General features: G+C 49.0%; 20 protein-coding genes. All 20 read right to left on the bottom strand.

Going from position 1 to position 21,542, the window contains the following annotated elements; genetic code table 11:
• Positions 1 to 50 precede the first annotated feature (50 nt).
• Positions 51 to 2,039, bottom strand: a complete 1,989-nt coding sequence (locus AZF00_RS03945; protein ID WP_008246078.1) for a sensor histidine kinase — start codon at positions 2,037 to 2,039, stop codon at positions 51 to 53.
• 295 nt (positions 2,040 to 2,334) lie between these two features.
• Complete coding sequence (locus AZF00_RS03940; RefSeq protein ID WP_008246069.1) at positions 2,335 to 3,690, bottom strand: FAD-dependent oxidoreductase; 1,356 nt, start codon at positions 3,688 to 3,690, stop codon at positions 2,335 to 2,337.
• Positions 3,680 to 3,970, bottom strand: coding sequence for a 4Fe-4S dicluster domain-containing protein (locus AZF00_RS03935; RefSeq protein WP_008246067.1), 291 nt, complete (start codon positions 3,968 to 3,970; stop codon positions 3,680 to 3,682). Before AZF00_RS03935 ends, AZF00_RS03940 begins: the two co-directional genes overlap by 11 nt.
• The gene (locus AZF00_RS03930; RefSeq protein WP_040802398.1) at positions 3,967 to 6,165 is read right to left on the bottom strand and encodes a molybdopterin-containing oxidoreductase family protein; all 2,199 of its coding nucleotides are present in this window, start codon (positions 6,163 to 6,165) and stop codon (positions 3,967 to 3,969) included. Before AZF00_RS03930 ends, AZF00_RS03935 begins: the two co-directional genes overlap by 4 nt.
• A gap of 124 nt (positions 6,166 to 6,289) precedes the next feature.
• Complete coding sequence (locus tag AZF00_RS03925) at positions 6,290 to 6,766, bottom strand: hypothetical protein (protein ID WP_008246063.1); 477 nt, start codon at positions 6,764 to 6,766, stop codon at positions 6,290 to 6,292.
• Between the two features lie 69 nt (positions 6,767 to 6,835).
• A complete protein-coding gene (locus tag AZF00_RS03920; protein WP_008246062.1) occupies positions 6,836 to 9,247 on the bottom strand; it encodes a TonB-dependent receptor in 2,412 nt (803 codons plus the stop codon).
• A 261-nt stretch (positions 9,248 to 9,508) separates the two neighbouring features.
• Complete coding sequence (locus tag AZF00_RS03915) at positions 9,509 to 9,766, bottom strand: hypothetical protein (protein ID WP_008246058.1); 258 nt, start codon at positions 9,764 to 9,766, stop codon at positions 9,509 to 9,511.
• 2 nt (positions 9,767 to 9,768) lie between these two features.
• Entirely contained in the window at positions 9,769 to 10,347 is a 579-nt protein-coding gene (locus AZF00_RS03910) for a cytochrome c oxidase subunit 3 (RefSeq protein WP_008246057.1), read from the bottom strand.
• A gap of 84 nt (positions 10,348 to 10,431) precedes the next feature.
• Positions 10,432 to 11,175 carry a hypothetical protein gene (locus AZF00_RS03905; RefSeq protein ID WP_008246055.1) on the bottom strand — a complete coding sequence of 248 codons (744 nt, stop codon included), beginning with the start codon at positions 11,173 to 11,175 and terminating at the stop codon, positions 10,432 to 10,434.
• Positions 11,176 to 11,220: 45 nt separating this feature from the next.
• Positions 11,221 to 11,733, bottom strand: coding sequence for a MarR family winged helix-turn-helix transcriptional regulator (locus AZF00_RS03900; protein ID WP_197465712.1), 513 nt, complete (start codon positions 11,731 to 11,733; stop codon positions 11,221 to 11,223).
• A gap of 445 nt (positions 11,734 to 12,178) precedes the next feature.
• The gene (locus tag AZF00_RS03895; protein ID WP_008246051.1) at positions 12,179 to 14,089 is read right to left on the bottom strand and encodes an AMP-binding protein; all 1,911 of its coding nucleotides are present in this window, start codon (positions 14,087 to 14,089) and stop codon (positions 12,179 to 12,181) included.
• A 12-nt stretch (positions 14,090 to 14,101) separates the two neighbouring features.
• Entirely contained in the window at positions 14,102 to 14,881 is a 780-nt protein-coding gene (locus AZF00_RS03890; protein WP_008246049.1) for a fumarylacetoacetate hydrolase family protein, read from the bottom strand.
• 44 nt (positions 14,882 to 14,925) lie between these two features.
• Positions 14,926 to 15,438: an aromatic-ring-hydroxylating dioxygenase subunit beta gene (locus AZF00_RS03885; RefSeq protein ID WP_062383209.1), complete on the bottom strand. Its 513-nt coding sequence runs from the start codon at positions 15,436 to 15,438 to the stop codon at positions 14,926 to 14,928.
• Positions 15,431 to 16,702, bottom strand: coding sequence for an aromatic ring-hydroxylating oxygenase subunit alpha (locus AZF00_RS03880; protein WP_008246047.1), 1,272 nt, complete (start codon positions 16,700 to 16,702; stop codon positions 15,431 to 15,433). The genes AZF00_RS03885 and AZF00_RS03880 overlap by 8 nt, the downstream gene beginning before the upstream one ends.
• A 63-nt stretch (positions 16,703 to 16,765) precedes the next feature.
• The gene (locus AZF00_RS03875) at positions 16,766 to 17,467 is read right to left on the bottom strand and encodes a class II aldolase/adducin family protein (RefSeq protein ID WP_008246046.1); all 702 of its coding nucleotides are present in this window, start codon (positions 17,465 to 17,467) and stop codon (positions 16,766 to 16,768) included.
• Entirely contained in the window at positions 17,464 to 18,504 is a 1,041-nt protein-coding gene (gene dmpG, locus AZF00_RS03870) for a 4-hydroxy-2-oxovalerate aldolase (RefSeq protein ID WP_008246045.1), read from the bottom strand. The genes AZF00_RS03875 and dmpG overlap by 4 nt, the downstream gene beginning before the upstream one ends.
• Before the next feature lies 1 nt (position 18,505).
• Positions 18,506 to 19,411: an acetaldehyde dehydrogenase (acetylating) gene (locus AZF00_RS03865; protein ID WP_008246044.1), complete on the bottom strand. Its 906-nt coding sequence runs from the start codon at positions 19,409 to 19,411 to the stop codon at positions 18,506 to 18,508.
• Positions 19,412 to 19,433: 22 nt separating this feature from the next.
• Positions 19,434 to 20,270 (bottom strand): alpha/beta fold hydrolase, encoded by an 837-nt coding sequence (locus tag AZF00_RS03860; RefSeq protein ID WP_008246042.1) that lies wholly within the window; start codon positions 20,268 to 20,270, stop codon positions 19,434 to 19,436.
• 56 nt (positions 20,271 to 20,326) lie between these two features.
• Complete coding sequence (locus AZF00_RS03855) at positions 20,327 to 20,707, bottom strand: non-heme iron oxygenase ferredoxin subunit (protein ID WP_008246041.1); 381 nt, start codon at positions 20,705 to 20,707, stop codon at positions 20,327 to 20,329.
• A 66-nt stretch (positions 20,708 to 20,773) separates the two neighbouring features.
• Positions 20,774 to 21,541, bottom strand: coding sequence for an SDR family oxidoreductase (locus AZF00_RS03850; RefSeq protein WP_008246040.1), 768 nt, complete (start codon positions 21,539 to 21,541; stop codon positions 20,774 to 20,776).
• Position 21,542: the final 1 nt, after the last annotated feature.

The following is a 21,542-nucleotide window of genomic DNA, read 5'->3' as shown; positions in this document are numbered from 1 at the left end:
TTTTGCCGATTCACGGCAAAAGGCACATGCCGCTGAGTTCAACCCACACCTTAACGCAATGGTAGCTCAAACCAAAATACAGCCCCTTGCCCTGGTTCCGATTCAAATCCAATTGAGCCTCCCATGCGCTCAATCAACTGACGAGTTATCGCGAGCCCCAACCCTGAGCCTCCATGCTGCCGTGTATCTGAGCTATCTGCTTGAGAGAATCGCGTAAAAATGCTTTTACGAAAAGACCAGGGAATTCCGCTACCGTGGTCAGATACTTCTACACGAGCCTTGTCGTCGACAGTTTTAATAATAATTTCAACGAGCCCACCCTCGGGCGAAAACTTAATGGCATTTGATATTAGATTACTCAAAACTTGTTGGAGACGCATGGCATCAACTCGCACAAGCAGCTCATTTTTCAAGGAGGTCTTAAATATCAAACTAATACGCCGCATACTGCCGTAAGGACGCATATCCTCAATTGCAGGTACCACAATCGCCTCCAGCGGCTGCCATTCCAGTTCAAAATTGAGCTTTCCGGCGCTCATTTTCTCCATATCGAGTAAATCGTTTATTAGCGAGCGTAGTCGCTGACTATTTTTGTGGGCTACATCCACCATTCCTGACATGGGTTCTGAGACAGGTCCAAATACCCCGCCAACGATTAAATCAAGACTGCCGACTATTGAGGTCAACGGCGTTCGCAATTCGTGGCTGACCGTCGAGAGAAATTCGCTTTTCAAATTAGCGAGCCGTTTCCGCTCCGTTATATCTTCAGCAATACCCAAATAACCGGTAATTTCGCCGACCGTGGAGCGTATTGTCGTAACCACCAATGACACTGAAAAACGATGCCCATCTTTGTGAATATACGTCCACTCCCGAGTTTCTTGGCCATCAACCTCTGACCGCCCAACAAAAACTCGGAAGCCAGAAACAACAGTATAGAACTCTGCACTAAGCTCCTTGCCGCGGGCTTCTATCTCAGCGTCACAATGGAACATTAACGGGGTTTGCAACCCCACCATATCCGCTGCGCGATAACCCAACATTCGCTCAGAACCCTTATTAAATATCGTTATCAGGCCGTTGATATCCGTCGCGACAATCGAAAACTCTGAGGCCGAGGCCAGTACTGAGCGTAGTAAATCGTGAGTATTTCCTAGGTCAGCATGAGCATCCTGCAATTCTGCCAGCGCTTTCTCCGTTCGGCTCTTCTCGGCGCGAACTTGCTCAAATAGCTCTTCTTGGCTAAATACCAGTGCGAAGGAGCGAGTAGTAAGAAATACTTTAATAACGCTGTAACTAAGTAAAATAAAACCCGAAGCAAAAATAATATGCGCAAACCACCACAGATGATTCCATGCCGAACTGAGCAAAAAGGTTGCCGATGACTGAGCAAAAAACAACAGTGATACGGAGTAAATTGTCATCAGAGGCGAATTCAGTCCCCGCAGCCGCACGATCGCAACACACAATAGCGAAAGCAGCAAAGCACTAAGTTCAAAAACCTTTTGTGCGGGCGGCGCCCAACTTGTTGACGCCAGGCCAAAAACTGCGACATTGATTATTATCAGAACAGTAGTCCAAGAACGCCAACTACCTCGGCGCTGCTTTTCGTCATTATCCAAGGCCGGTTTACCATAAGTCAGCAGTCCAACAAAAAAGCAGCCAACCATGACCAGCCTACTAACTGGCCCGTATAGCACAAACTGCCAAATATTTACTGAAGCTATACGGGTGAAAATTCCATGGCAGGCATAAATAAGCGTAAAAGAAAAGAAACCAAGCGCCAACCAGCGCAAAAATCGCTCACCGGAGTACTGAAAACACTGCCATGCTATTACTGCAATGAAACCGCTCTGCAGGAGCGCTATCGCAATCGCCAATTCGTGACCAGCATGACTGATAAAATGCAGATGGTGGTCTTGAAAAAAATACAGGTAGGTAGTGAAAAATGCAGGAATTAAACTCGATATGCCAATGATAAGAATCGCGTAAGTAGAGCTCAAACGTCGAATAAGATCAGGCGCCGTCATAATTTGCATAACTGTCTTACCAATAGTGAGGGAAGCTTCCGAGCAAATTAAATCGAATGGTGCTGCAATATGGAAATAACACTCCACACGAACATCGATCACCCTTTTTAGGGCCAAAGTTTTTCAAAGTGCCATCATTTAACATAAAGCTAAGGATCACAAGACGAATTTGTAGCGGCAAGCTAGGTATAAACACCTACAAGCCAGATAAGCTTAAGCTCTGAATAGGAACGGACATCGGTCGAGGAATGGCGGGCTATATAGCGTTTATAAACACCTTAAAAGCCCGTCGTCGCAGGTTATCCTAGCCCGCAGTGACTAAACCAAGCATAGCGCCGGTCGCCGTCATTTTAAGGCGGGGGCGGCCTTGTGCTCGGCCATCAGACTGCTCCTGCCTGTCTATTTTCTGCCAGCCAGAAAAACCAAGCGTGACACTCACCCGCGCATTGATTGCCTCAAGTACTTGCGCCGCAGACAGCGTTCCTTCCATAGGCAATACATTACTGTCGGCATCGGCCATCACCGCCGCCACAGCATCACGCGCGCATTTTTTATTGCTGCCAATAATGCCTTTAGGACCGCGCTTAATCCAACCCGTTACATAAGCGCCAGCAATCGCAATGCCATTATCAACAATGCGCGAGTCACGACTGGGGATAACACCTCGCACGTCATCAAAAGGCAGGCCATCAATTGCCAAACCGCGATAGCCAATCGCCGCCAGCACCAAGCCGGCGTTTAACGCCTGCTCAGACTGATCACGCCTATCTACAACCTTAATTTGTGCAACTTGCCCCTCGCCAACAATAGCGGTTGGCGCGGCATTAAAGCGAAATACAATTCTACGGCTACCCTGAGATTTTTCTTTGCACAGCTTGGCTAAGGCATTCACTTTTAATTGGGTTTCATAGTCCGCGTTTTCTGGAGTCAAGGATAAATCAGTGCCCTCAACACTTATCGCGGTATCGGCAAGCTCACCAAGCTCCATTAACTCGGGATAGTTAAATGCGGCGTGCTCCGGCCCGCGACGGCCAAGAATGACAATTTCCTTGAGCTGACTTTTGCCAAGTGCGTCCAGCGCATAGCTGGCAATATCGGTATTATGCAAAGTGCTAATGGGCGAAAATAAAATTCTGGCCACGTCCATCGCCACATTGCCATTGCCAACCAGCACCGCGCGCTCGCAACGCAAATCAAACTGTAAATCACTAAAGTCGGGGTGGCCGTTATACCAGCTCACAAACGCCCGAGCTGAATCACTGCCGCGCAGATCTTCACCCGTAACACCCAAGCGACGCTCATCGTCTGCGCCCACGGCGTAAATAACGCCGTCGTACCACTGGCTTAAATCTGCGGGACTAACATCCCTACCCACCTGCACATTACCAATAAACCGAAAGCCCTGGCGCCTAGCAATACTGTCGTAAATCGCCGCCATGCGCTTTTTATCGGGGTGATCCGGCGCAACGCCAGAGCGAATTAAGCCCCAAGGGGTAGGCAGCCGTTCAAGCACGTCCACCTCAACGGGGCGCCGAACAATTTGGTTTAAGCCACCATTAATAAAGGTGCCGCCAGGGCCTTCCAATAAATGCCCTGCGGAATACATTCCCGCTGGGCCGCTGCCCACAATAGCGATGCGTAGGGGGCGTTCACTTATCATGACGAAGCTCCGCAACGGCTTGGGTATGGGATTGAAAGTGCGCGGCGTTAATGCCGATATAATCCAGCCATTTTTCTGGGAGCTGGTCTTCGGCGAATATCGCGTTTACTGGGCAAGCCTCTCTACAAGCATCGCAATCAACACACAGCACAGGATTGATATAGAGCTGCGTTGCTGCGTCAAACCCAGAATCATCCGGCATGGGACTGATACAGTCCACAGGACACACTTCAATGCAGGAATAATCTGCCACACAGGGCGCGGTAATAACATAGCTCATGACGCCATCTCCACCACATCGCGCAGAGAACGAATGCGCACGCTAATCCCATTAACCGTGGCATTGCCACTGGGCAAGTCTGCCGAGTCTGCACGATTAGTGGTAAGTTGATTATAGCCAGCACCGCCCACCGCAACTGCGCGCTGCCAGCCGCCCTCGTGACCCCAGCCATGAGGGAGCGCCAAGCTACCGGGCATCATCTCGTCGCTAATACGCGCTTCTGGCACCCGAATTTGCCCATAAGGTGAACTTATTTCGACTGGATCGCCCTCTTCGATACCATAGCGCGCGGCGTCCGTGGGGTGAATACGCAAACGCTGAACACGGTCGGCCACTACCAATTTGGAAATATTGTGCAGCCAGGTATTTTGCGAACGCAGCTCCCGCTGACTAATAAGACTTAACGGATAGTTTTCATCCTGCGCAAAAGAGCTCGCCAATAAGCGCGCCATCTCTGTTCTAAATACCGCATGATCGAGATTCACTTTTTTATCTTTGGTAAACATCCTTTTATTGAGAACACCGGTTGGCAGGCCGTTGGCCAATTTAATTGCACCGTCATTATTCAATAGCTTTTTGCGACTTAAGCCTGAGGGCCGCAAACCAAACCAATCTCCCTCTGGCCCAGTGCGCAAGCCCACATCCATTAAAAATGAGGGACTGGGTCTAAGCCCTAATTTACCCAATAGCTGAGCACCGGGAAAATCTGCCGGCACAATACCAATGCGCTTAGATATTTCATCCATAATCCACGCGTCATCGCGAACATCGCCTCGCGCTTTTAAAGTAGGGCCCACCCACTGAGCGTGGGGTACACCAGAATGCGATTGGGTAAAAATAGGAAAGCCTTCGCGCTCTAACCACGTAGTTGGCGGTAAAATATAATCCGCCATACGGCTGGTTTCAGTAATATAGATATCTTGGGAAATGAGTAAATCGAGCTGTTTAAAGGCATCTCGCAACTCCCCAGCAGCCGGGCTACTGGTGGCCGGATTCGCGCCAATGACCATCATTGCCCGCAACTGGCCTTTGCCTGGGGTGGTAATTTCGCGAGGAATACTTACCACCGGCGCCGTGCCTGCCACTTCTGGAAAGCCATCCACCCGAGTGCGCCAGCGATCATAGCCCGTTGATTTCAACTGATGCATCAGCGCTTCTAGGTCAATAAATGGCCGAGCAAAACACCAGCCGCCCTCGCGATCTAAATTGCCGGTGGCGATATTAAGCACATCAAGTAGATATTTGCTTAAGGTGGCAAATGGCCCAATTGACATACCGCAGCGCCCGTAAGCACAGGCCGAAGGGGCAGCAGCAAAATCCCTCGCCAATTGCTGGATATCAGCAACAGGGATTCCCGCTGCATCCGAGGCTTGTGCCAAGGAAACTGGCGCAAGCAAATCCGTTATAATTTCAGAACCCGAAGTTTGGCGCTGCAATGCAGCGAGGTCTGCTAAGCCTTCATCAAAAATAACCTTTAACATAGCCGCGAGCAACCACGCATCACCATTGGGTCGGATAGGTAGATGCTCGAAAAGTTCTGCGGTTTCGCTCCGCCGTGGGTCAATAACCACCACCCTACCGCCCCGCGCTGTTACGCCAAGCATGGTGTCTCGGAAGCGGCCAATATTGGCCATACTGCCATGGGACACCACTGGATTAGCGCCAATGCACAACATAAAATCGGTGCGGGCAATGTCTGGCACTGGGTTTAAAAAATTACTGCCATAAAGCAGTTGGCTCACCAGCCAATAGCCATTGATGTCGATAGAGGCGGCACTGTACAAATGCTTGGTTTTTAGAGCCCCTGCCATGCCAAACAAATTGAGAAAGGCACCGAAGTTCCAGGCAACAGAATTGCCTTGATACAAGCCAATAGATTCACGGCCATGCACTTTAATAATGGCATTTAAGCGTTCGCCAATTTCGTCTAGCGCCTGCTCCCAAGAGACTGCAACAAAAGAACCATCATCGGTTCTCTTTAAAGGATGCAATACGCGATCGCTATCATCGCGAACCGCACCAAAGGCAAGACCTTTAGAACAAGCAAAACCTTTTGAATTAGGGTGGTCAGGATCGGGGCGCAGCTTAATTAGATCGTCATCTTTAATCGTTGCCACTAAACCGCAGGACGATTCACAGACACCACAAAATATTTTTTTGTCGATACGCGGGGAAGACGAACGCTTATTATTCATTATTGGCGCTATCATATAAATTACCTGCAATCCGTGATTGGTGATCTACGTCTTGCTGTATAAACGCAAAAAAGCGCATACCCTTTTGAGTACACGCGTTGCGGGCTTATATCGCCACTGATATTTACAAACCAAGCCCTAAACCTAATGGTGAGGTAACAAGCGGGATGGCTGGCAGTGTTCCAACAATACCCGATTGAGTGAGAATAGTGCCATTACCCAAAAGATAAGGGACAATATTCATGGGATCAGTTGCAGCCACTTCTAACACCGGCACCGTACTAAACAAGGCACCCGTACCCAAGCTGCTACCAATGCCGATTACCGTATTAAGGGTATCTAAAGGCTCTAGCTCGCTGCCCATCGCAATAAGACCGGGAAGCGCACCGGAATTTCGCCCCAAGCTGCGCGGCACATCCTCAAGAAGCCCAGGAATTACACCTGGCAGCGCAGCCACATTGACGATGCCCTCTAAGCTAGGAATGCCACCCCCATCTAAACCACCCATCAGCGGCAAGGCTGGAATCTGTGCAACGGAAGCGCCAGCTTGAAAGCAAGATGCTACGACCGCCACTAGTGCTACTATAGATTTTATTTTCATTTTCAACTCCTAAACGCTATTTATTTCATTCAACAAGCAAAGCCAAAAAGTCGGCTTACCTTAGCTCAATTAATAAAACATCTGATCAAAATTCCATTTCACGCGCATGCCCATCAAGCGCGGTGGCGCCAACACCACAGTACGCCCAAAGTCTTGCTGCAGTATCGTGCCAAAGTATTCTTCATCCAAGGCGTTATTGACAAAAGCAGTTAGCTGAAGACCATAGGGATCATAGAAATAACTTAGACGAGCATTCCAAAGACCGTATGCTTCCTGTTCAAAGAAAGGCGAGTTTTGCGGGGTGGTGTTATAACCGCCGTTGTAGTAATAATCCACGCCGATTTCGAGATCACCGGCATTGCCCATGGCAATACGTTGGTTCGCCGCAAAGGTATAGCTGATATCAGGCGTACGCACTACATCATTACCAGAGAAGTCACGCTCCGTGTTACCGGTAAGGCCATCTGGCCCAAAATACAATCCCGTATCATCGTCAAAGCCAGCACCATTAGTGTATTCGGTATACTTAGCATCTAAATAAGTTACCGAGCCCGTTAATGCTAAGCCGGGGTTGATGTTTGACATTGGCTGCCACTGAAAATCCATCTCTGCGCCTTCGATTTCAGATCGACCGGCATTTTGGAAGCGTACTATCCCCCCGGAGGTTAACGATACAATCGCGGTTAACACATCTTTTATGTCGGTTTTAAATATTGCCGCATTTAGACGTAAGGTATCGTCAAACAAATCGGTTTTAATACCAAGTTCAACCGCGGTCGCCGTCTCTTTACCCACTAGATCTGGGTCAGAGAAAAAGTTAATTGTGTTATAGGTAGGGCTTTTAAAACCCTGCGATGCAGAGGCATAGATTTGGGTCGAGTCAGTTGGCAAGTACTGCACCGCAATCCGAGGTGACATCGTCTCCTCTTTAACATCGGGAACGCTAAAGGTACTAATGCGCTGGTTATTTTTCCGATCACCGCCGCTGATATAATACGGATCACTCTGCTCACCACTGGTCAGCAAAACCGCATCCAGAAACGCGTCACGAACACCACGTGTTTCCGATTGATAACGAGCACCAAGTGTTAGATTCCATTCTTCATTAAAGGTATAAGTACCTTGGAAGAATGCCGAATTTGAATCGGTATACAAAACCGAGCCAGCCTCAAGTGTTACATTTAACGCAGGATCAGCCAATATGCCATTTAGGAGCGGAACTGCAGCCACCAAAGAATCAATCGGTAAGATATTTTCCGCAAAGCCACCCGGACCAACGGTAAAGTATAAACTATCGAACCCGCCTTCAGCCTCAAGCCTATATAAGCCCGTCACCCATTCAAACTTATCACTACCAGGGGTTTCTGAATTCGACGTAAACTGGAGCTCATAAGTCCTTTGTTCATTAAACTGGCCATCAACAAAATAAAACGTTACTTGGTTATTTTCGGTTGAATCATAATCATATGCACCATAAGGAAGTTCAACACCGTTATCCGCATAAATAAACTTCATATCTATAGGACCAGGGCTCCATTCCAAAACAGCAGCATACATAGTATTTTCAGTTTCGTTACCACCTTGAATGTCATTGTGCCAATTACGATCAGCCGTATCGGGTTCATAGGCACCAGTAACAAGGCCAGACGGACGGGTATTTTCGTTAATCAGTGAGTTCCCGTTAAACTGATGAATATAAGACCCTATTAGCGTAGCGCTAAAGGTATCGCTTATATCCCATCGTAATTTTAATCGGCCACCTTTGGTAAAGTCTTTACGCTCAGGAGCAGGAACTCCTTCATTGGTGGTGTTTTTACCCATAATCATGGGTAATTCTTCAAAGTAAGCAAGGGTAAAGCCAACGTCTTCAGTAAGCGGGCTACCCACATATACGCTATATGACTTTTTATCCACCGTTTCGTTGAGACTATCTAGATCATAAACACCGTATTCCGCATTAAGCGATCCTACGAACTCTTCTGGTGGATTTGCAGTAACAATATTGATCGCACCGCCGGTGGAGTTACGACCAAACAACGTGCCTTGCGGTCCTTTCAAAACCTCCACCCGCTCAACTGGGCCTAGCGTGTCATTTTTACCCTGGCTAGACGGGATATTGATACCATCTATATAAGTTGCCACACTCGGATCCGCTGATGGCAAGAATGCATCGGTACCCACACCACGCAAATAAATCAGCGTGTATCCATAAGTAAAGGTAAAGGTTAAGCCGGGTGTAATACGCGCTAAATCTGCAGTACTTTCTATACCGAAGGCATCCAATTTTTCGGAGCTAAAAGCAGAGATACTAATCGGTACATCTTGCGAGTTTTCTTCGCGCTTCTGCGCGGTCACGGTCACTTCTTCTAGCAACCTGTTGCTGCTTTTCTTTTTGACGATCTCCGCAGCCCCAGCACCTTGTGCGTAGGAAAAACCACTACTTAACAATGAAACCCCAACAAGGGCCGCAAGCTTCCTCATGTTCAAATCCTCACCAAACAAACGAGATTATTGTTATCAATACTTCGCTAAACTACTTTTCGCACACTAACCAATTTCAATATAATTTACCACGAAACTATATTATTGCAAGCACTAGATTAGATATTGCTGATTTTACGTACCAAGAACACTTGGACCCCAAGAGCTCCCTCTCAGTACCACAAAGGGATTTAGACGCCGATTGAAATTAACCTATTTTTATAAATTTCATAAACAAATCATATGCTTATAAAAATTTCATCACATTACCTCCGCTATCAACATAGCCAAGCAGACCACGGCCAGCCACCCATTCATCATGTGTTTCCAAGGATTTGGCAGGGCATTCACTTCCATAAATGACATCATAATAGCTTTAACTTTAAGGGTAGATATCAATATGATCACCACCGAAGCAAGGACATAACCGTGAAATTCCTCGAACGTAAACCAAGACGCAATCGTTGCCAGCAGCAGAGCCATGGCAACCAAATTCTTTTTATCTCGAAGCTGTGCCATATTCACGCTCCCAAAAAATAGATTAACGGAAAAATAAAAACCCACAACAAATCAACCATATGCCAGTAAATACCGCCGCCTTCAACAGCCGCGACGTTATTAGCGCTGTACTTGCCTCGCCTTGTGTTAATAAAAAGCACGAGTAGAACCACCATACCACCAACCACATGAAGCAAATGTATACCGGTAATAATGTAATAAAACATAAAAAAGTCGTTACTCAAGATGCTAATACCATCTTGAATCTTTGCGTTGTATTCCATTGCTTTATTGATAATAAAAATAACACCACAAAAAAAAGCCGACGCCAGAAATAGCGCGCAATCCTTCTGGGCATTTTTCTTCAGAGCTTTAACAGCCAGCACTACAAACCAAGAACTAAGCAGGAGTATGAGGGTATTAATTGCTCCCAAATTTTGATTGAGTTGCGCTTGAGAGGATATATATGTAGCGAGATCTGCATTACGCTCCATTAAGTATGAAACAAAAAACAGGGCGAACATGCACATATCGGCAAAAATAAATATTAAAATGCCCTCTTCTACCGCGGGCACCCTTTCGTCTTCAATAGAAACACTCACCACCAACTCCTTTTCTTATAATCAAAAAAAAGATCACCTACGAATGTCGACAACCATTCAAAAGGCGATCTTAAAAGGGACTAATTAAGCTCGTGACAATTCAGGACTGGCTAGCGCAGCGCTTTCACTCGCCTTGATACGACGATGCACTTCTTTAATCATAAAGGTGCTCGCGATTGTGAACCAACCAAGCCAGCATGCGTAAGGGATGTAGTAGCTAAGCATGCCATCCCAAGCAAAAGGCCCCGTTGTTACGACACCCGTTAAGCTCGCAGGTATAAAGCTAAGACCACACCATATGGTGAGGTAACATACCCAGCGAGGGAAAAGCGGTACTTCACGTTTATCGGCCAAACCAACGAGCGCCGCAGCAATCATTTGCAATGTCGTACAGGCATATTGCAAATCTATGCACAACCACCCCAGATCCGTGAGCATCCTTGTGATTGCTGGATCTTGGTCCGGACGAAACGCAGCGGCCACCCAAAAGAAAGCACTAAACGACACGACCATCACAGTGAGCCCACCCCCGAGCAACTGGAGATTAGCCATCACTGGAAATCGGCCTTCAACTCTCGCCATTTGAGTGCTCAGCAGGGCCGTCCAAGGCAAATAGAAAACCACGGTAATAAGAGAAACTATAAAACCGAGTCGAATTGAGCCAAGATTCTCGGTATACCGCGCGTGTAAGGCTTCAGCCGTCAAAGCAGGTGAGGGATTTGGCAAATTCTGACCAATAATCCCCCAAAAAACGATAAAGGTCACTAAAAATGCCGGACCGCACCATGCGCTAATTAATTCATGCCGAAAGGCAGTTTTTTCATCCATCGCTATATACCTCGCTTGCTGTAAAAACACCAAGCTCAGCCTTTTTTAGCGAAACTTGGCCTCATCAAAAGACACAATTGCCTTCCGTAATAATCGATCTAACTCAGCCTGTTCTTTATCATCAAGCCCCGAAAACGCACTTGCTACCGGGCCCGCAACACTGGGAGTAGCTTTGCTAACAACTTGCTCGCCGAGCTTAGTAATTTCAACCACACTGCGACGACCATCTAATTTCCCAGCCTTACGACTGATATAACCGGCCTTCTCTAAGGTGACGATAACCTTGGACATATTAGGACGGCTGGTGCCAACCAATTCACTTAATTCACTAGGTGACGCACGGCCCTTGTCGCTAGCAACCAAAACACACAAAGCATGGTAGCTGTGCTCGGTCAGTCCTAGCTCATCAAACACACCGCCAAAGTAGTCACCAAGACCGTAGGCGGCAATTCTCACCAAGCGCACCAATATGGTTTGCTGCTTAGGCAATTCTGGTAGTGCTTTTGCCAATGGCTCTGTGGTGCGCTCCACCGACCGCAATCGTTCTATCCCTCTCACCCATTTACTCCCTTGTCCAATTCGATGTTCGTTAGCAAACAGCTCATGGTATTGGGGAAGTCACAATGGCGTCAAGCCATGATAAAACTTTGTTTTTAGTAGTAATAAAGGCTAGCAACCAGCAATGAGCCCTAGCTCTACACCCACTTTTTTATTAAAAAAGGCTACTCCAACATGCAAAGCAGCCAAACCGTCAGCAAGGGTAAATGCTTGACGAAAGACCAAATAGAAACCTTTTTCTCAACACCAAATTACTCGTTCCGACACTACGCGCCGACCTTATAGTTTATAAGTAATTTACTAAGAAACTATTTTTCTACTATTTGCCCCCCATGTCAAGTACTTCACATCAATAATATTTCACTAGCGAAGTAAAACCTTCAGACCAAGAAACCCTCGCCAGCGAACGAGGGTTTCACGCTTATTGATGATCACTAACGACTAATCACATAAACACCGAGCGTAAGTAATACTCAGGTATATCATCATCAATATGCTCTGGAACCGATAAGCCCAGCGATTCACTGATTTCATCAAGTATTAACGGATCGTCAATTGTTGCGGGTATTTTAAAAACATCACCATTAACCATTTTTTGCAATGTGGCGCGCAATATCTTGCCAGACCGGGTTTTTGGTAAACGCTTAACAACCACCGCACGCTTAAAGCAGGCCACCGCACCAATTTGCTCACGCACCATGGCAACAGCCTCTTTTTCCACATCCTCGGAGCTGCGCTCTAAACCGGCGTTCAGTACCAATAGGCCCACCGGCACTTGGCCCTTCATGGCATCATTCACGCCAAACACCGCGCACTCGGCCACGTCGTGATGGGCGGCGAGCACTTCTTCCATACGCCCAGTAGAAAGACGATGACCGGCAACATTTATAACGTCGTCGGTGCGGCTCATAATGAACACATAACCATCTTCGTCGATATAACCTGCGTCACCGGCATTGTAGAAACCGGGGTAGCGACTTAAATATTTATCGATAAAGCCCTGATCGTTTTTCCACAAGCTCGGCAAGGTCCCAGGCGGCAGCGGCAGGCGAATCGCTAGCGCGCCCATCTCACCTGCAGGCAAAGTGTCGCCCGCTTCGTCGAGTACCACTACATCAAAACCCGGTACACATTTGCCCGATGAACCGTATTTAACGGGGAATAGACCACGACCAGCGCAATTTGCCACTGCAGGCCAACCTAATTCGGTCTGCCACCAATGATCGATAACAGGAATATTGAGTTGTTTTTCGGCCCATTGAATAGTGTCTGGGTCTGCTCGCTCCCCCGCCAAAAACAAGTTTTGCAAGCTCGACAGGTCGAAATCTTCTGGACCGTGACCCTCTGGATCTTGCTGTTTTATCGCGCGAATCGCCGTCGGCGCGGTAAACATGGCCTTCACTTTATGGCGTTCAATCAGCCGCCAGTAGCTAAACGCATCTGGGGTGCCCACCGGCTTGCCTTCAAACATCAGCGCTGTCGCGCCGCGGACAAGCGGGCCGTAAACTATATAGGAGTGCCCCACTACCCAGCCAATATCAGAGGCCGCCCAAAACACATCACCAGGATCGATGCCGTAGATATTCTCCAGACTCCAATCCATCGCAACCAAATGACTGCCGTTGTCGCGAATCACGCCCTTGGGGTTACCGGTGGTGCCGGAGGTGTAAATAATATACAGGGGATCAGTGGCTTGTAGCACCGCACATTCGGCAGGCTTGGCAGTGCTCTCACATTCGTGCCAATCCAAATCCCGGCCAGCCTGCATATCCGCCTGCAACTGTGGTCGCTGTAGAATGATGCACTTTTCCGGAGGATACTTACAGTATTCAATAGCTTCGTCTAACAGCGGTTTGTAAGCAATTAAGCGAGTTGGCTCAATGCCGCAAGACGCCGAAATCACCAGCTTGGCCTCGCAGTCATCAATGCGCGAGGCCAATTCATTAGCGGCAAAGCCACCAAACACCACGGAGTGAACAGCGCCAATGCGCGCGCAAGCCTGCATCGCTACTGCCGCCTCTGGCACCATCGGCATATAGATAACGACGCGGTCGCCTTTTTCTATGCCAAGGGCTTTCAGGGCCCCGGCAAAATGCTCTACTCGCTTCAGCAATTGCGCGTAAGTAATGTGCTCCACACAATCGGTCACTGGGCTGTCGTAAATCAGTGCAGTTTGATCACCGCGACCGGCAGCCACATGCCGATCTAGGCAGTTATAACTGGTATTACACTGGCCGTCGCTAAACCAACGGTAGAGCGGCGCCCGACTGTCATCGAGAGTAATAGTAGGTGAATGGAACCAATCAATCGCCTTGGCGGCCTTTTCCCAAAGCGCAATATTTTCCTGCATATTCATTATTATTCTCCTTTACTCAAAAACAACCGCCAGCGAACCGACCCCCGAAATTTCCAGCGACATTTCATCGCCTGCTTTTATCGGCTCTAGTGGCACCAAGGATCCTGATAAAATAATGTCGCCAGCAAGCAAGCTAATACCGTACTCACCTAGAGTATTGGCCAGCCACGCCACACAGCTAAGTGGGTTGCCTAATGCCGCCGCGCCAAGACCTTCGCTAAGCAGCTGGCCATTTTTATACACTTTCATCTCAAGCGCAGGGAGGTCGAGCTCGCGAGGGTCGACTTTGTGGGCTTCACTAACAACAAAGCTTCCGCAGGAAGCATTATCGGCCACGGTGTCTTGAATTTTGATTGCCCAGTTAGCAATGCGGGAATCGACGATTTCGAAGCAAGGCATAATATAATCGGTAGCCGCCAATACATCGGCTTCGCTAACGCCCGGTCCTTTTAAATCACTTTTCAAACGAAAGGCAATTTCGCCCTCGGCCTTGGGCGCGATCATGCCTGTTAAGGACAAACGTTCGCTAAACTGCATTTTATCGGTCAGAAAGCCAAAGTCTGGCTGCCTAACATTGAGCATGTTTTGCACTGCGTCGCTGGTGACGCCAATTTTCTTGCCAATTAGGCGCTCGCCATCGGCCTCGCGCATTGCCAGCATATTCAGTGACACTTTGTAGGCATCATCAATAGTGATTGCCGGGAAACGCTCGGTTAATGGCGACACCGCCACGCCGGTGCGCAGAGACTGATACAACTCATCACTTATTTTTTTTAATTCTTGCTGTTCCATTATGCACTTCCGTTTTTCTTGTCGTTTATGAGTATGCGGGCTGATTACAAAATAATACTGATCTTGGCTTGAGGTCTAAGTCCATCTAAGGCCAGATTGCAGACCTTGCGCGCGATCTTCAAATTGCCGTCACGCTCATCCAGCACATAGCGATAATTACCCACAAACATGTCGGTTTGGCCATTCTTAGTGCGATAAATAACAAACGCCGCAGACGCCAAAATGCGACCCTGCTCATCTTCGCCGAGAAGCAAAATATTACTAACCAAATGCTGAACCTTAGAGCGCGGAAATTCGGCGTGACAGGTTTTCTTCTCTAGGCGAATGACCCGCTCTTTTAAGCGCGCGTGGTTGTCGGCAATATAGTACAAATGCTTGGCCGGATCGGCTTCTTCAGCGGATACGTCGGTAGGCGGCACAAAGTAAGCGCCGTCTTCAGTAAACAGTTCAAACCAGGTATCGAGCTGCCAGCTATCCAACAGACTCGCCTCGTAATTTAGAAATTGTTGCACTTGAAAAAAGCGCATTAAATTTTCTTGGGATGCAATATTATTCATGGCTGCTACCCTCCTCGATTGTGCTAATCCGGCGATTCCACTCCCGCCAGAAAGCGCGCATTTGCAACTCGTCGTCAAAAGACGCTTGCTTGGCTTTCATGCCCTTAGAGATATCATTCCACGGCGCATTGGCCGCAGCTTGGAAACCGCGCTGGCAATGTTCCAAGGCCTCAACATCGTCAGGGGTTGCAAAACCGCCGGGGCCGATAAATTCCAAGAAATTAGACAGGCGATACTCGCGGCGCCATTCACTTTCGTCTGCTACCCCAAGTGCAAAGGCATTAATCATCATTTCGTCAGGCGCGGTTGGGTAAAACGTGCGCACCGTGATCGCCATAATGTCGTTGATAACGAGGTTGGGGAAAATAATCATATTGCGATTAAGGGTCGCCATTTGCTTAGCTTTGTCTTCGCCAAGACGTTCAACCAGTTCGGCGTATACCTGATCTAATTCTTGCTTGCCCTTTTCGCCCCACATCGGAATCCACTGAGCGATAGGACGCCCCCAGGGTGCGCTGTATTCGATAACGGCATGGCCATTGCCCAAGTCGTAGCCCTTGCCCGCCAGCTTGGTTGCCGACAAACTACCATTGGTGTTCATCAAATAATCGAGATAGGTCGCGTGGGTGGTCTCAGCGTGATAGCCATCAACACTGTTTTCCACCAGTAACTTCCAATTAGCGCGAATCGAGTACTCTTGAGTACCCCCGACAATTTCCATGCCTGCGGTTGATTGATTGGCAACAATATCGAGGTAGTCCTTGGCGCCCGCTAAATAATCTGGCAGCGGCTCAATATCTTGCTTAAAGCTTATAAAATAGAAGCCGGCGTACTGATCTAAACGCGGCAGCGAGCGCAAATTGCAATTGCCCTCGTCTTTAAAATCTTTGGCGTAAGCGGGCTCGCCAGAAAGGTGGGCGATCTCGCCGGTATTTTTAAATACCCAGCCGTGATACATGCACTGAAAACTTTTGGCCTTGCCTTTTTTCTCGCGGCAAACCGTGGCGCCGCGGTGAGGGCAAACATTAAAGAAAGCGCGGATTTCATTGTCGCGACCACGCACAAACAACAGGTTTTGATTTGCTACCGTGCGGCTAACAAAATCGCCCGGTTCAAGCAACTCAGACTCATGACCAAGATACAGCCAGCAATTCTGAAAAATTTTATCGCGCTCTTGTTCGAAGATCTCTTGACTAGTAAAACTGCGCCGAGCCACTTTGAATTGGCCACGCTCCATATCATCTATAATTAGCGGATCATTCATCACACTTCAGCCTCTTGTTATGTTTGTGTAAGCGTTAAATTTATACTTCACGCCGCTTATTCGCTAAGCGACATACTCCGGATCTTCTAAGGTGAGGTACTGCCACATACGACCAAATACATTACCGGTAGTGACGTGGCGATCGCGTATCTCATCTTGATCCAAACAACCCTGCTCAGGCGCGAAATTGGCAGCGCGAACTTGCAGTTCCAAGCGTGCAGTGTCTTCAAGAAACCACGCGTAGCTCAGCATTTCTTCTAAAGATGCTGCCGCAATCACCGCGCCATTGCCCCGCATTACGAGAGCGGGTCGTTTGGCCATAAGTTCAACCAAGGCCTTTGCAGCCTCGTCATTGCGCAGCAGCCGCGGATCGCGCCACAGCGGAATATCATTGCCAAAATAGGCGCTCAAACCATGGCGACAGCGCGGCGTTAAACCCTGAGTAGACAGTGCCATGATCGCTGGCGGCATAATGCGACCGACCGCATTTACTTCAGGCCTTGAGGCGTATAGGTTTTGGTGAATACGTACTTCGCCAAGCACACCTTCAGGCAGCGGCCCTCGCACCGGCACTCGCTGATTCTCAGCCCCGGCGGGAATACAGCCCATGGGCATAGCTGGACACACCCAAAAGTAATCGTCATTTTCTCTAAAGCTACAGTGTCCAAAAGCGTGTACCAAACCTGCGCGACTCAGTGCCCGTGCCGCCATGCGCAACATCCGCTGCTGATCAGCAAGCATCAGCGGCGACTGCGCACCGCTCATGACGCCGCTCCAGTCAAAATGCCTCGCTCTCTCGCCATTGTTAAGGCGAGATCTTCTATCATGTCTTCTTGACCACCCACGGTGCCGCGCCGCCCTAATTCGACCAATACATCGCGAGCTGAAATGCCATAGCGTTGCTCCGCGCGTTTAGCAAATAATAAGAAGGAGCTGTACACACCAGCGTAGCCAAGCGTGAGCGAGTCACGATCAATGCGGATGGGCTGATCCATCATCGGTACAATCAAGTCTTCGGCAACATCCATAATTTTGTATAAATCAATGCCGGTCGCCATTCCCATACGATGCATCACGGCAACCAATACTTCTAAAGGCGTATTGCCCGCGCCTGCACCAAGACCTGCCACCGAGCCATCAATACGGCTGGCACCAGCTTCGATCGCAGCAATAGAATTAGCAACACCCATCGCCATATTGTGGTGACCATGAAAGCCAATCTCGACATTGGCGGGCAGCGCTTCGCGCAGGGTTTTAATTTTGAGGCTGACTTCGGCAGGTAACATATAGCCCGCTGAGTCAGTGCAATAAATACAGTTGGCGCCGTAGCTGACCATGAGCTTGGCTTGCGCGAGCAAATGCTCGGCGCTCACCATATGAGCCATCATCAAAAAGCCAACGGTGTCTAAGCCCTGCTCAGCGGCAAACTGAATATGTTGCTGACTCACATCAGCCTCAGTGCAGTGGGTGGCAACACGAATTGTGCTCACACCACAGTTAATTGCCATGCGCAGGTGATCTACAGTACCAATGCCCGGCAGTAGCAGGGCCGATACCTTGGCCTGCTTCATCTTGGGCACCACCGCGTTGAGGTATTCTTCGTCACTGTGCGCCGGAAAACCATAGTTCAAGGATGCGCCGCCAAGGCCGTCGCCGTGGGTCACTTCAATAAGGGGCATACCGGCAGCGTCTAGGGCGGTAGACACGGCGACCATTTCCTCTAGACTAATCTGGTGCTGCTTAGAGTGCATGCCGTCGCGAAGACTCATGTCGTGGAGCTTTACTGCTACTGATGATTCCATATTATTCTCCGCCCTCTTTCGCACCGGACGCACCTTGCTGTACCAACATTTCGCCAGTGCGCAGTGCCGCCGCCGTCATAATGTCTAAATTACCCGCGTATTTGGGCAGGAAGTCGCCAAGGCCTTCCACTTCCAAAAAGATCGTGACCTTTTTTCCGTCAAATACCGGACCGTTTACTAATTTATAGCCGGGCACGTATTTTTGAACTTCAGCCACCATGGCGTGTACTGATTCAACAATCTCTTGTTGCTTAGCCTCACCTTCCACCAAACAATGCACGGTATCTCGCATCATCAGTGGCGGCTCAGCGGGATTAACGACGATAATGGCCTTGCCCTTGGCAGCGCCGCCAACCTTTTCTATTGCGCTGGCGGTAGTCCGAGTAAACTCGTCAATATTCATTCGGGTTCCCGGGCCAATTGATTTTGACGCCACCGTGGCAATAATCTCGGCGTAGCTTACCGCTTGCACCCGCGACACCGCCGCCACCATTGGGATCGTTGCCTGGCCACCGCAGGTCACCATATTCACATTCTTTAAGTCGCTGCCCGCGAGGGAAGCGAGGTTGACTGGCGGAATACAGAATGGGCCGATGGCTGCGGGCGTTAAATCAATCATCGTCACCCCCAGCTCAGTCAACTTGCGGCTGTTTTCGGCATGAGCGTAGGCCGAGGTCGCGTCGAAGGCAATGGTAATACCGTCGCGCTTCACCGCTGCTACCAACCCCTCTACACCCTCAGCAGTGGTGTTAACACCCATCGCCGCAGCACGCTGTAAACCTTCTGAAGCTGGGTCTATACCGACCATCCACACTGGTTCCAGCCACTCGGAACGAGACATTTTAATCAATAGATCGGTGCCAATATTCCCAGACCCAATAATCGCGGCACGCTGTTTTAATGACATATTTTAAAACCCTATATAAAGATCAAACTCGCATTAAAAAATTTCGCACTAGATCGGCAAAGGCGCGGGGCTTTTCCACCTGAGTCCAGTGACCACACTGGCTAAAGGTATGAAGTTCAGAATTTTTCAATAGACGATGCGCCTTGATAGAATTTTCCATTGGCACAATGACGTCTTCGCGGCCGTGAACGACGAGCGCCTCGTGATTAATCAAGCGGATTTCGTCTTCAGGTATACACAAGCCATTTAGCTTTTCTTGCATAGGCTCAGGAAATAACTGTTCGTAGGCATCTTGGTAGCCAGGGCGAATACTAGCCTCGTACCGCGATTTTATAATTTCATGACTTACTAAATTTTTGTTATAGGCAAATACCGACATCAACTCTGCCATCGCTTCGACCGAAGGCTTATAGCCCCACACCAAACGCAGACCTTCGGTAATTTCGAAGTGAATTCCCGCCGCACCCATCATCACAAAACGCTCGACCCGCTCGGGGTGACGCGCCGCCATCGCTAAGCTGAGCGCGCCGCCAAAGGAATTGCCCACAAAATGCGCCTTGCTCACGCCAACGGCATCCATAAATTCACAGACAAAGACCAACCAGTTATCCATATTATATTCAAAATTTTTGGGGTGATCGGTGTAACCAAAGCCCACCACATCTGGCGCCAAGACATAAAAATCATTTTGCAATTCAGGCAGTAATAAGCGCCAGTTGGCATAGCCAGTGACGCCGGGGCCTGAGCCGTGCAGCAGTATCACACAGGGCTTACTCTTGTCGCCGGCCTCTAGGTAATTTGCGCCGTAGCCACTACGTAGTTCTGCGCGTTTGCCCATCTCAGGATTCGTTTCGCTCATGTTTTTCTCCGCCGAATAATTTAAATTACTTATTTTTGAATAACGATTAAGCGTGCCTATTCAGGTTTTTTAAAACGCTTAGGCTTGGGATTAATATAGATATCACCGTCGATTACCTTAGCATCAAAAAACGGCAGCGGCGTGCGGCAAGGCATGGTTAAGGCCTCGCCAGTGCGCACATCAAATCGACCGTTATGCCAAGCACATTCCACAATATGGCCCTGCTGCTCACCCTCTTCACTTAAAGAAGCTGCGCCGTGGGTACAGCGGTCCGAGGTCACATAGATCTCACCGTCGAGCTGATAAATCGCTAAATCTAAACGACCGCCAGGATGCTTGGCAGTACCAATATCATTACGTGGCAAATCGGCAATTTTGCAAATAAAGGCCCACTCCACACTTTGCTGTTCATCTTTAGCAATAACATCGCTATTCATTATTGTTCTCCTAATTAATCTGGGGCGTCAGCTCTGCGGATCGCTTACAAGCTGACCAACAAATGCTCACAGCATTGTCGAGCCACCGTTAACGCTAATCACTTGGCCTGTTACAAACGCGGCATCGTCACCGGCGAGGTAGCGCACCATTGAGGCAACCTCATTCGTTTTCGCCGCGCGCCCCATGGGAATAACATTAAGAAATTTTTCGGCTGTATTGGGATCGTTATCAAGAAAGTGCGCCAATGCAGCGGTTTGTACTGCACAGGGCGCAACCGTATTTACGGTGATATTGTCCCTTGCAAACTCCCGCGCCAAACCTGTTGTCATACCGTGAACGCCACCTTTGGCAGCATTGTAGGCAGCGTGATCAGCCAGCCCATTGCGCACAGAATCTGCACCAATATTAATAATGCGGCCAAAGCCCCGCGCCTTCATGCCCGGCAATACCGCCCAGCAGCACCATAGCGCCGTCCACAAATTGCGGTTCACTGTTTGGGTAAGCGTCTCTGGCGTGTGATCTAAAAACGACTTAATTATGCCGCCGCCAGCGTTGTTGACCAGTATCGCCGCACCGCCCAACTCCTCAGCAAGACGAATCAGGGCCTCGGCATCGGCTTGAAGTGACAAGTCACCAGCATTTACGGCAATACGCTGTTCTGCGCTAGCCTGCGCAACGAGGTCGGCCTTGAGGTCTGCCAATTTTTGGGCATCTAGATCGGCCAAAACGAGGTCAGCACCAGCCTCTAAAAAGGAGCTGGCGATGGCCTTGCCAATATCACTGCAAGCGCCGGTGATAACCGCAAGTTTGCCCACTAAAGATTGCGCGACCATG

Source organism: Zhongshania aliphaticivorans, from assembly GCF_001586255.1.
Classification (GTDB): Bacteria; Pseudomonadota; Gammaproteobacteria; order Pseudomonadales; family Spongiibacteraceae; genus Spongiibacter; species Spongiibacter aliphaticivorans.
The sequence above is the reverse complement of the archived record's forward strand: the minus strand, read 5'-3'. Positions and strand labels throughout refer to the sequence as shown.

What these genes read in the sequence shown, in the direction of transcription:
- AZF00_RS03945 (WP_008246078.1), bottom strand. Translation starts at nt 2,039, where the DNA reads ATGCAAATTATGACGGCGCCTGATCTTATTCGACGTTTGAGCTCTACT.
- AZF00_RS03940 (WP_008246069.1), bottom strand. Translation starts at nt 3,690, where the DNA reads ATGATAAGTGAACGCCCCCTACGCATCGCTATTGTGGGCAGCGGCCCA.
- AZF00_RS03935 (WP_008246067.1), bottom strand. Translation starts at nt 3,970, where the DNA reads ATGAGCTATGTTATTACCGCGCCCTGTGTGGCAGATTATTCCTGCATT.
- AZF00_RS03930 (WP_040802398.1), bottom strand. Translation starts at nt 6,165, where the DNA reads ATGAATAATAAGCGTTCGTCTTCCCCGCGTATCGACAAAAAAATATTT.
- AZF00_RS03925 (WP_008246063.1), bottom strand. Translation starts at nt 6,766, where the DNA reads ATGAAAATAAAATCTATAGTAGCACTAGTGGCGGTCGTAGCATCTTGC.
- AZF00_RS03920 (WP_008246062.1), bottom strand. Translation starts at nt 9,247, where the DNA reads ATGAGGAAGCTTGCGGCCCTTGTTGGGGTTTCATTGTTAAGTAGTGGT.
- AZF00_RS03915 (WP_008246058.1), bottom strand. Translation starts at nt 9,766, where the DNA reads ATGGCACAGCTTCGAGATAAAAAGAATTTGGTTGCCATGGCTCTGCTG.
- AZF00_RS03905 (WP_008246055.1), bottom strand. Translation starts at nt 11,175, where the DNA reads ATGGATGAAAAAACTGCCTTTCGGCATGAATTAATTAGCGCATGGTGC.
- AZF00_RS03895 (WP_008246051.1), bottom strand. Translation starts at nt 14,089, where the DNA reads ATGAATATGCAGGAAAATATTGCGCTTTGGGAAAAGGCCGCCAAGGCG.
- AZF00_RS03890 (WP_008246049.1), bottom strand. Translation starts at nt 14,881, where the DNA reads ATGGAACAGCAAGAATTAAAAAAAATAAGTGATGAGTTGTATCAGTCT.
- AZF00_RS03885 (WP_062383209.1), bottom strand. Translation starts at nt 15,438, where the DNA reads ATGAATAATATTGCATCCCAAGAAAATTTAATGCGCTTTTTTCAAGTG.
- AZF00_RS03880 (WP_008246047.1), bottom strand. Translation starts at nt 16,702, where the DNA reads ATGAATGATCCGCTAATTATAGATGATATGGAGCGTGGCCAATTCAAA.
- AZF00_RS03875 (WP_008246046.1), bottom strand. Translation starts at nt 17,467, where the DNA reads ATGAGCGGTGCGCAGTCGCCGCTGATGCTTGCTGATCAGCAGCGGATG.
- dmpG (WP_008246045.1), bottom strand. Translation starts at nt 18,504, where the DNA reads ATGGAATCATCAGTAGCAGTAAAGCTCCACGACATGAGTCTTCGCGAC.
- AZF00_RS03865 (WP_008246044.1), bottom strand. Translation starts at nt 19,411, where the DNA reads ATGTCATTAAAACAGCGTGCCGCGATTATTGGGTCTGGGAATATTGGC.
- AZF00_RS03860 (WP_008246042.1), bottom strand. Translation starts at nt 20,270, where the DNA reads ATGAGCGAAACGAATCCTGAGATGGGCAAACGCGCAGAACTACGTAGT.
- AZF00_RS03855 (WP_008246041.1), bottom strand. Translation starts at nt 20,707, where the DNA reads ATGAATAGCGATGTTATTGCTAAAGATGAACAGCAAAGTGTGGAGTGG.
- AZF00_RS03850 (WP_008246040.1), bottom strand. Translation starts at nt 21,541, where the DNA reads ATGGTCGCGCAATCTTTAGTGGGCAAACTTGCGGTTATCACCGGCGCT.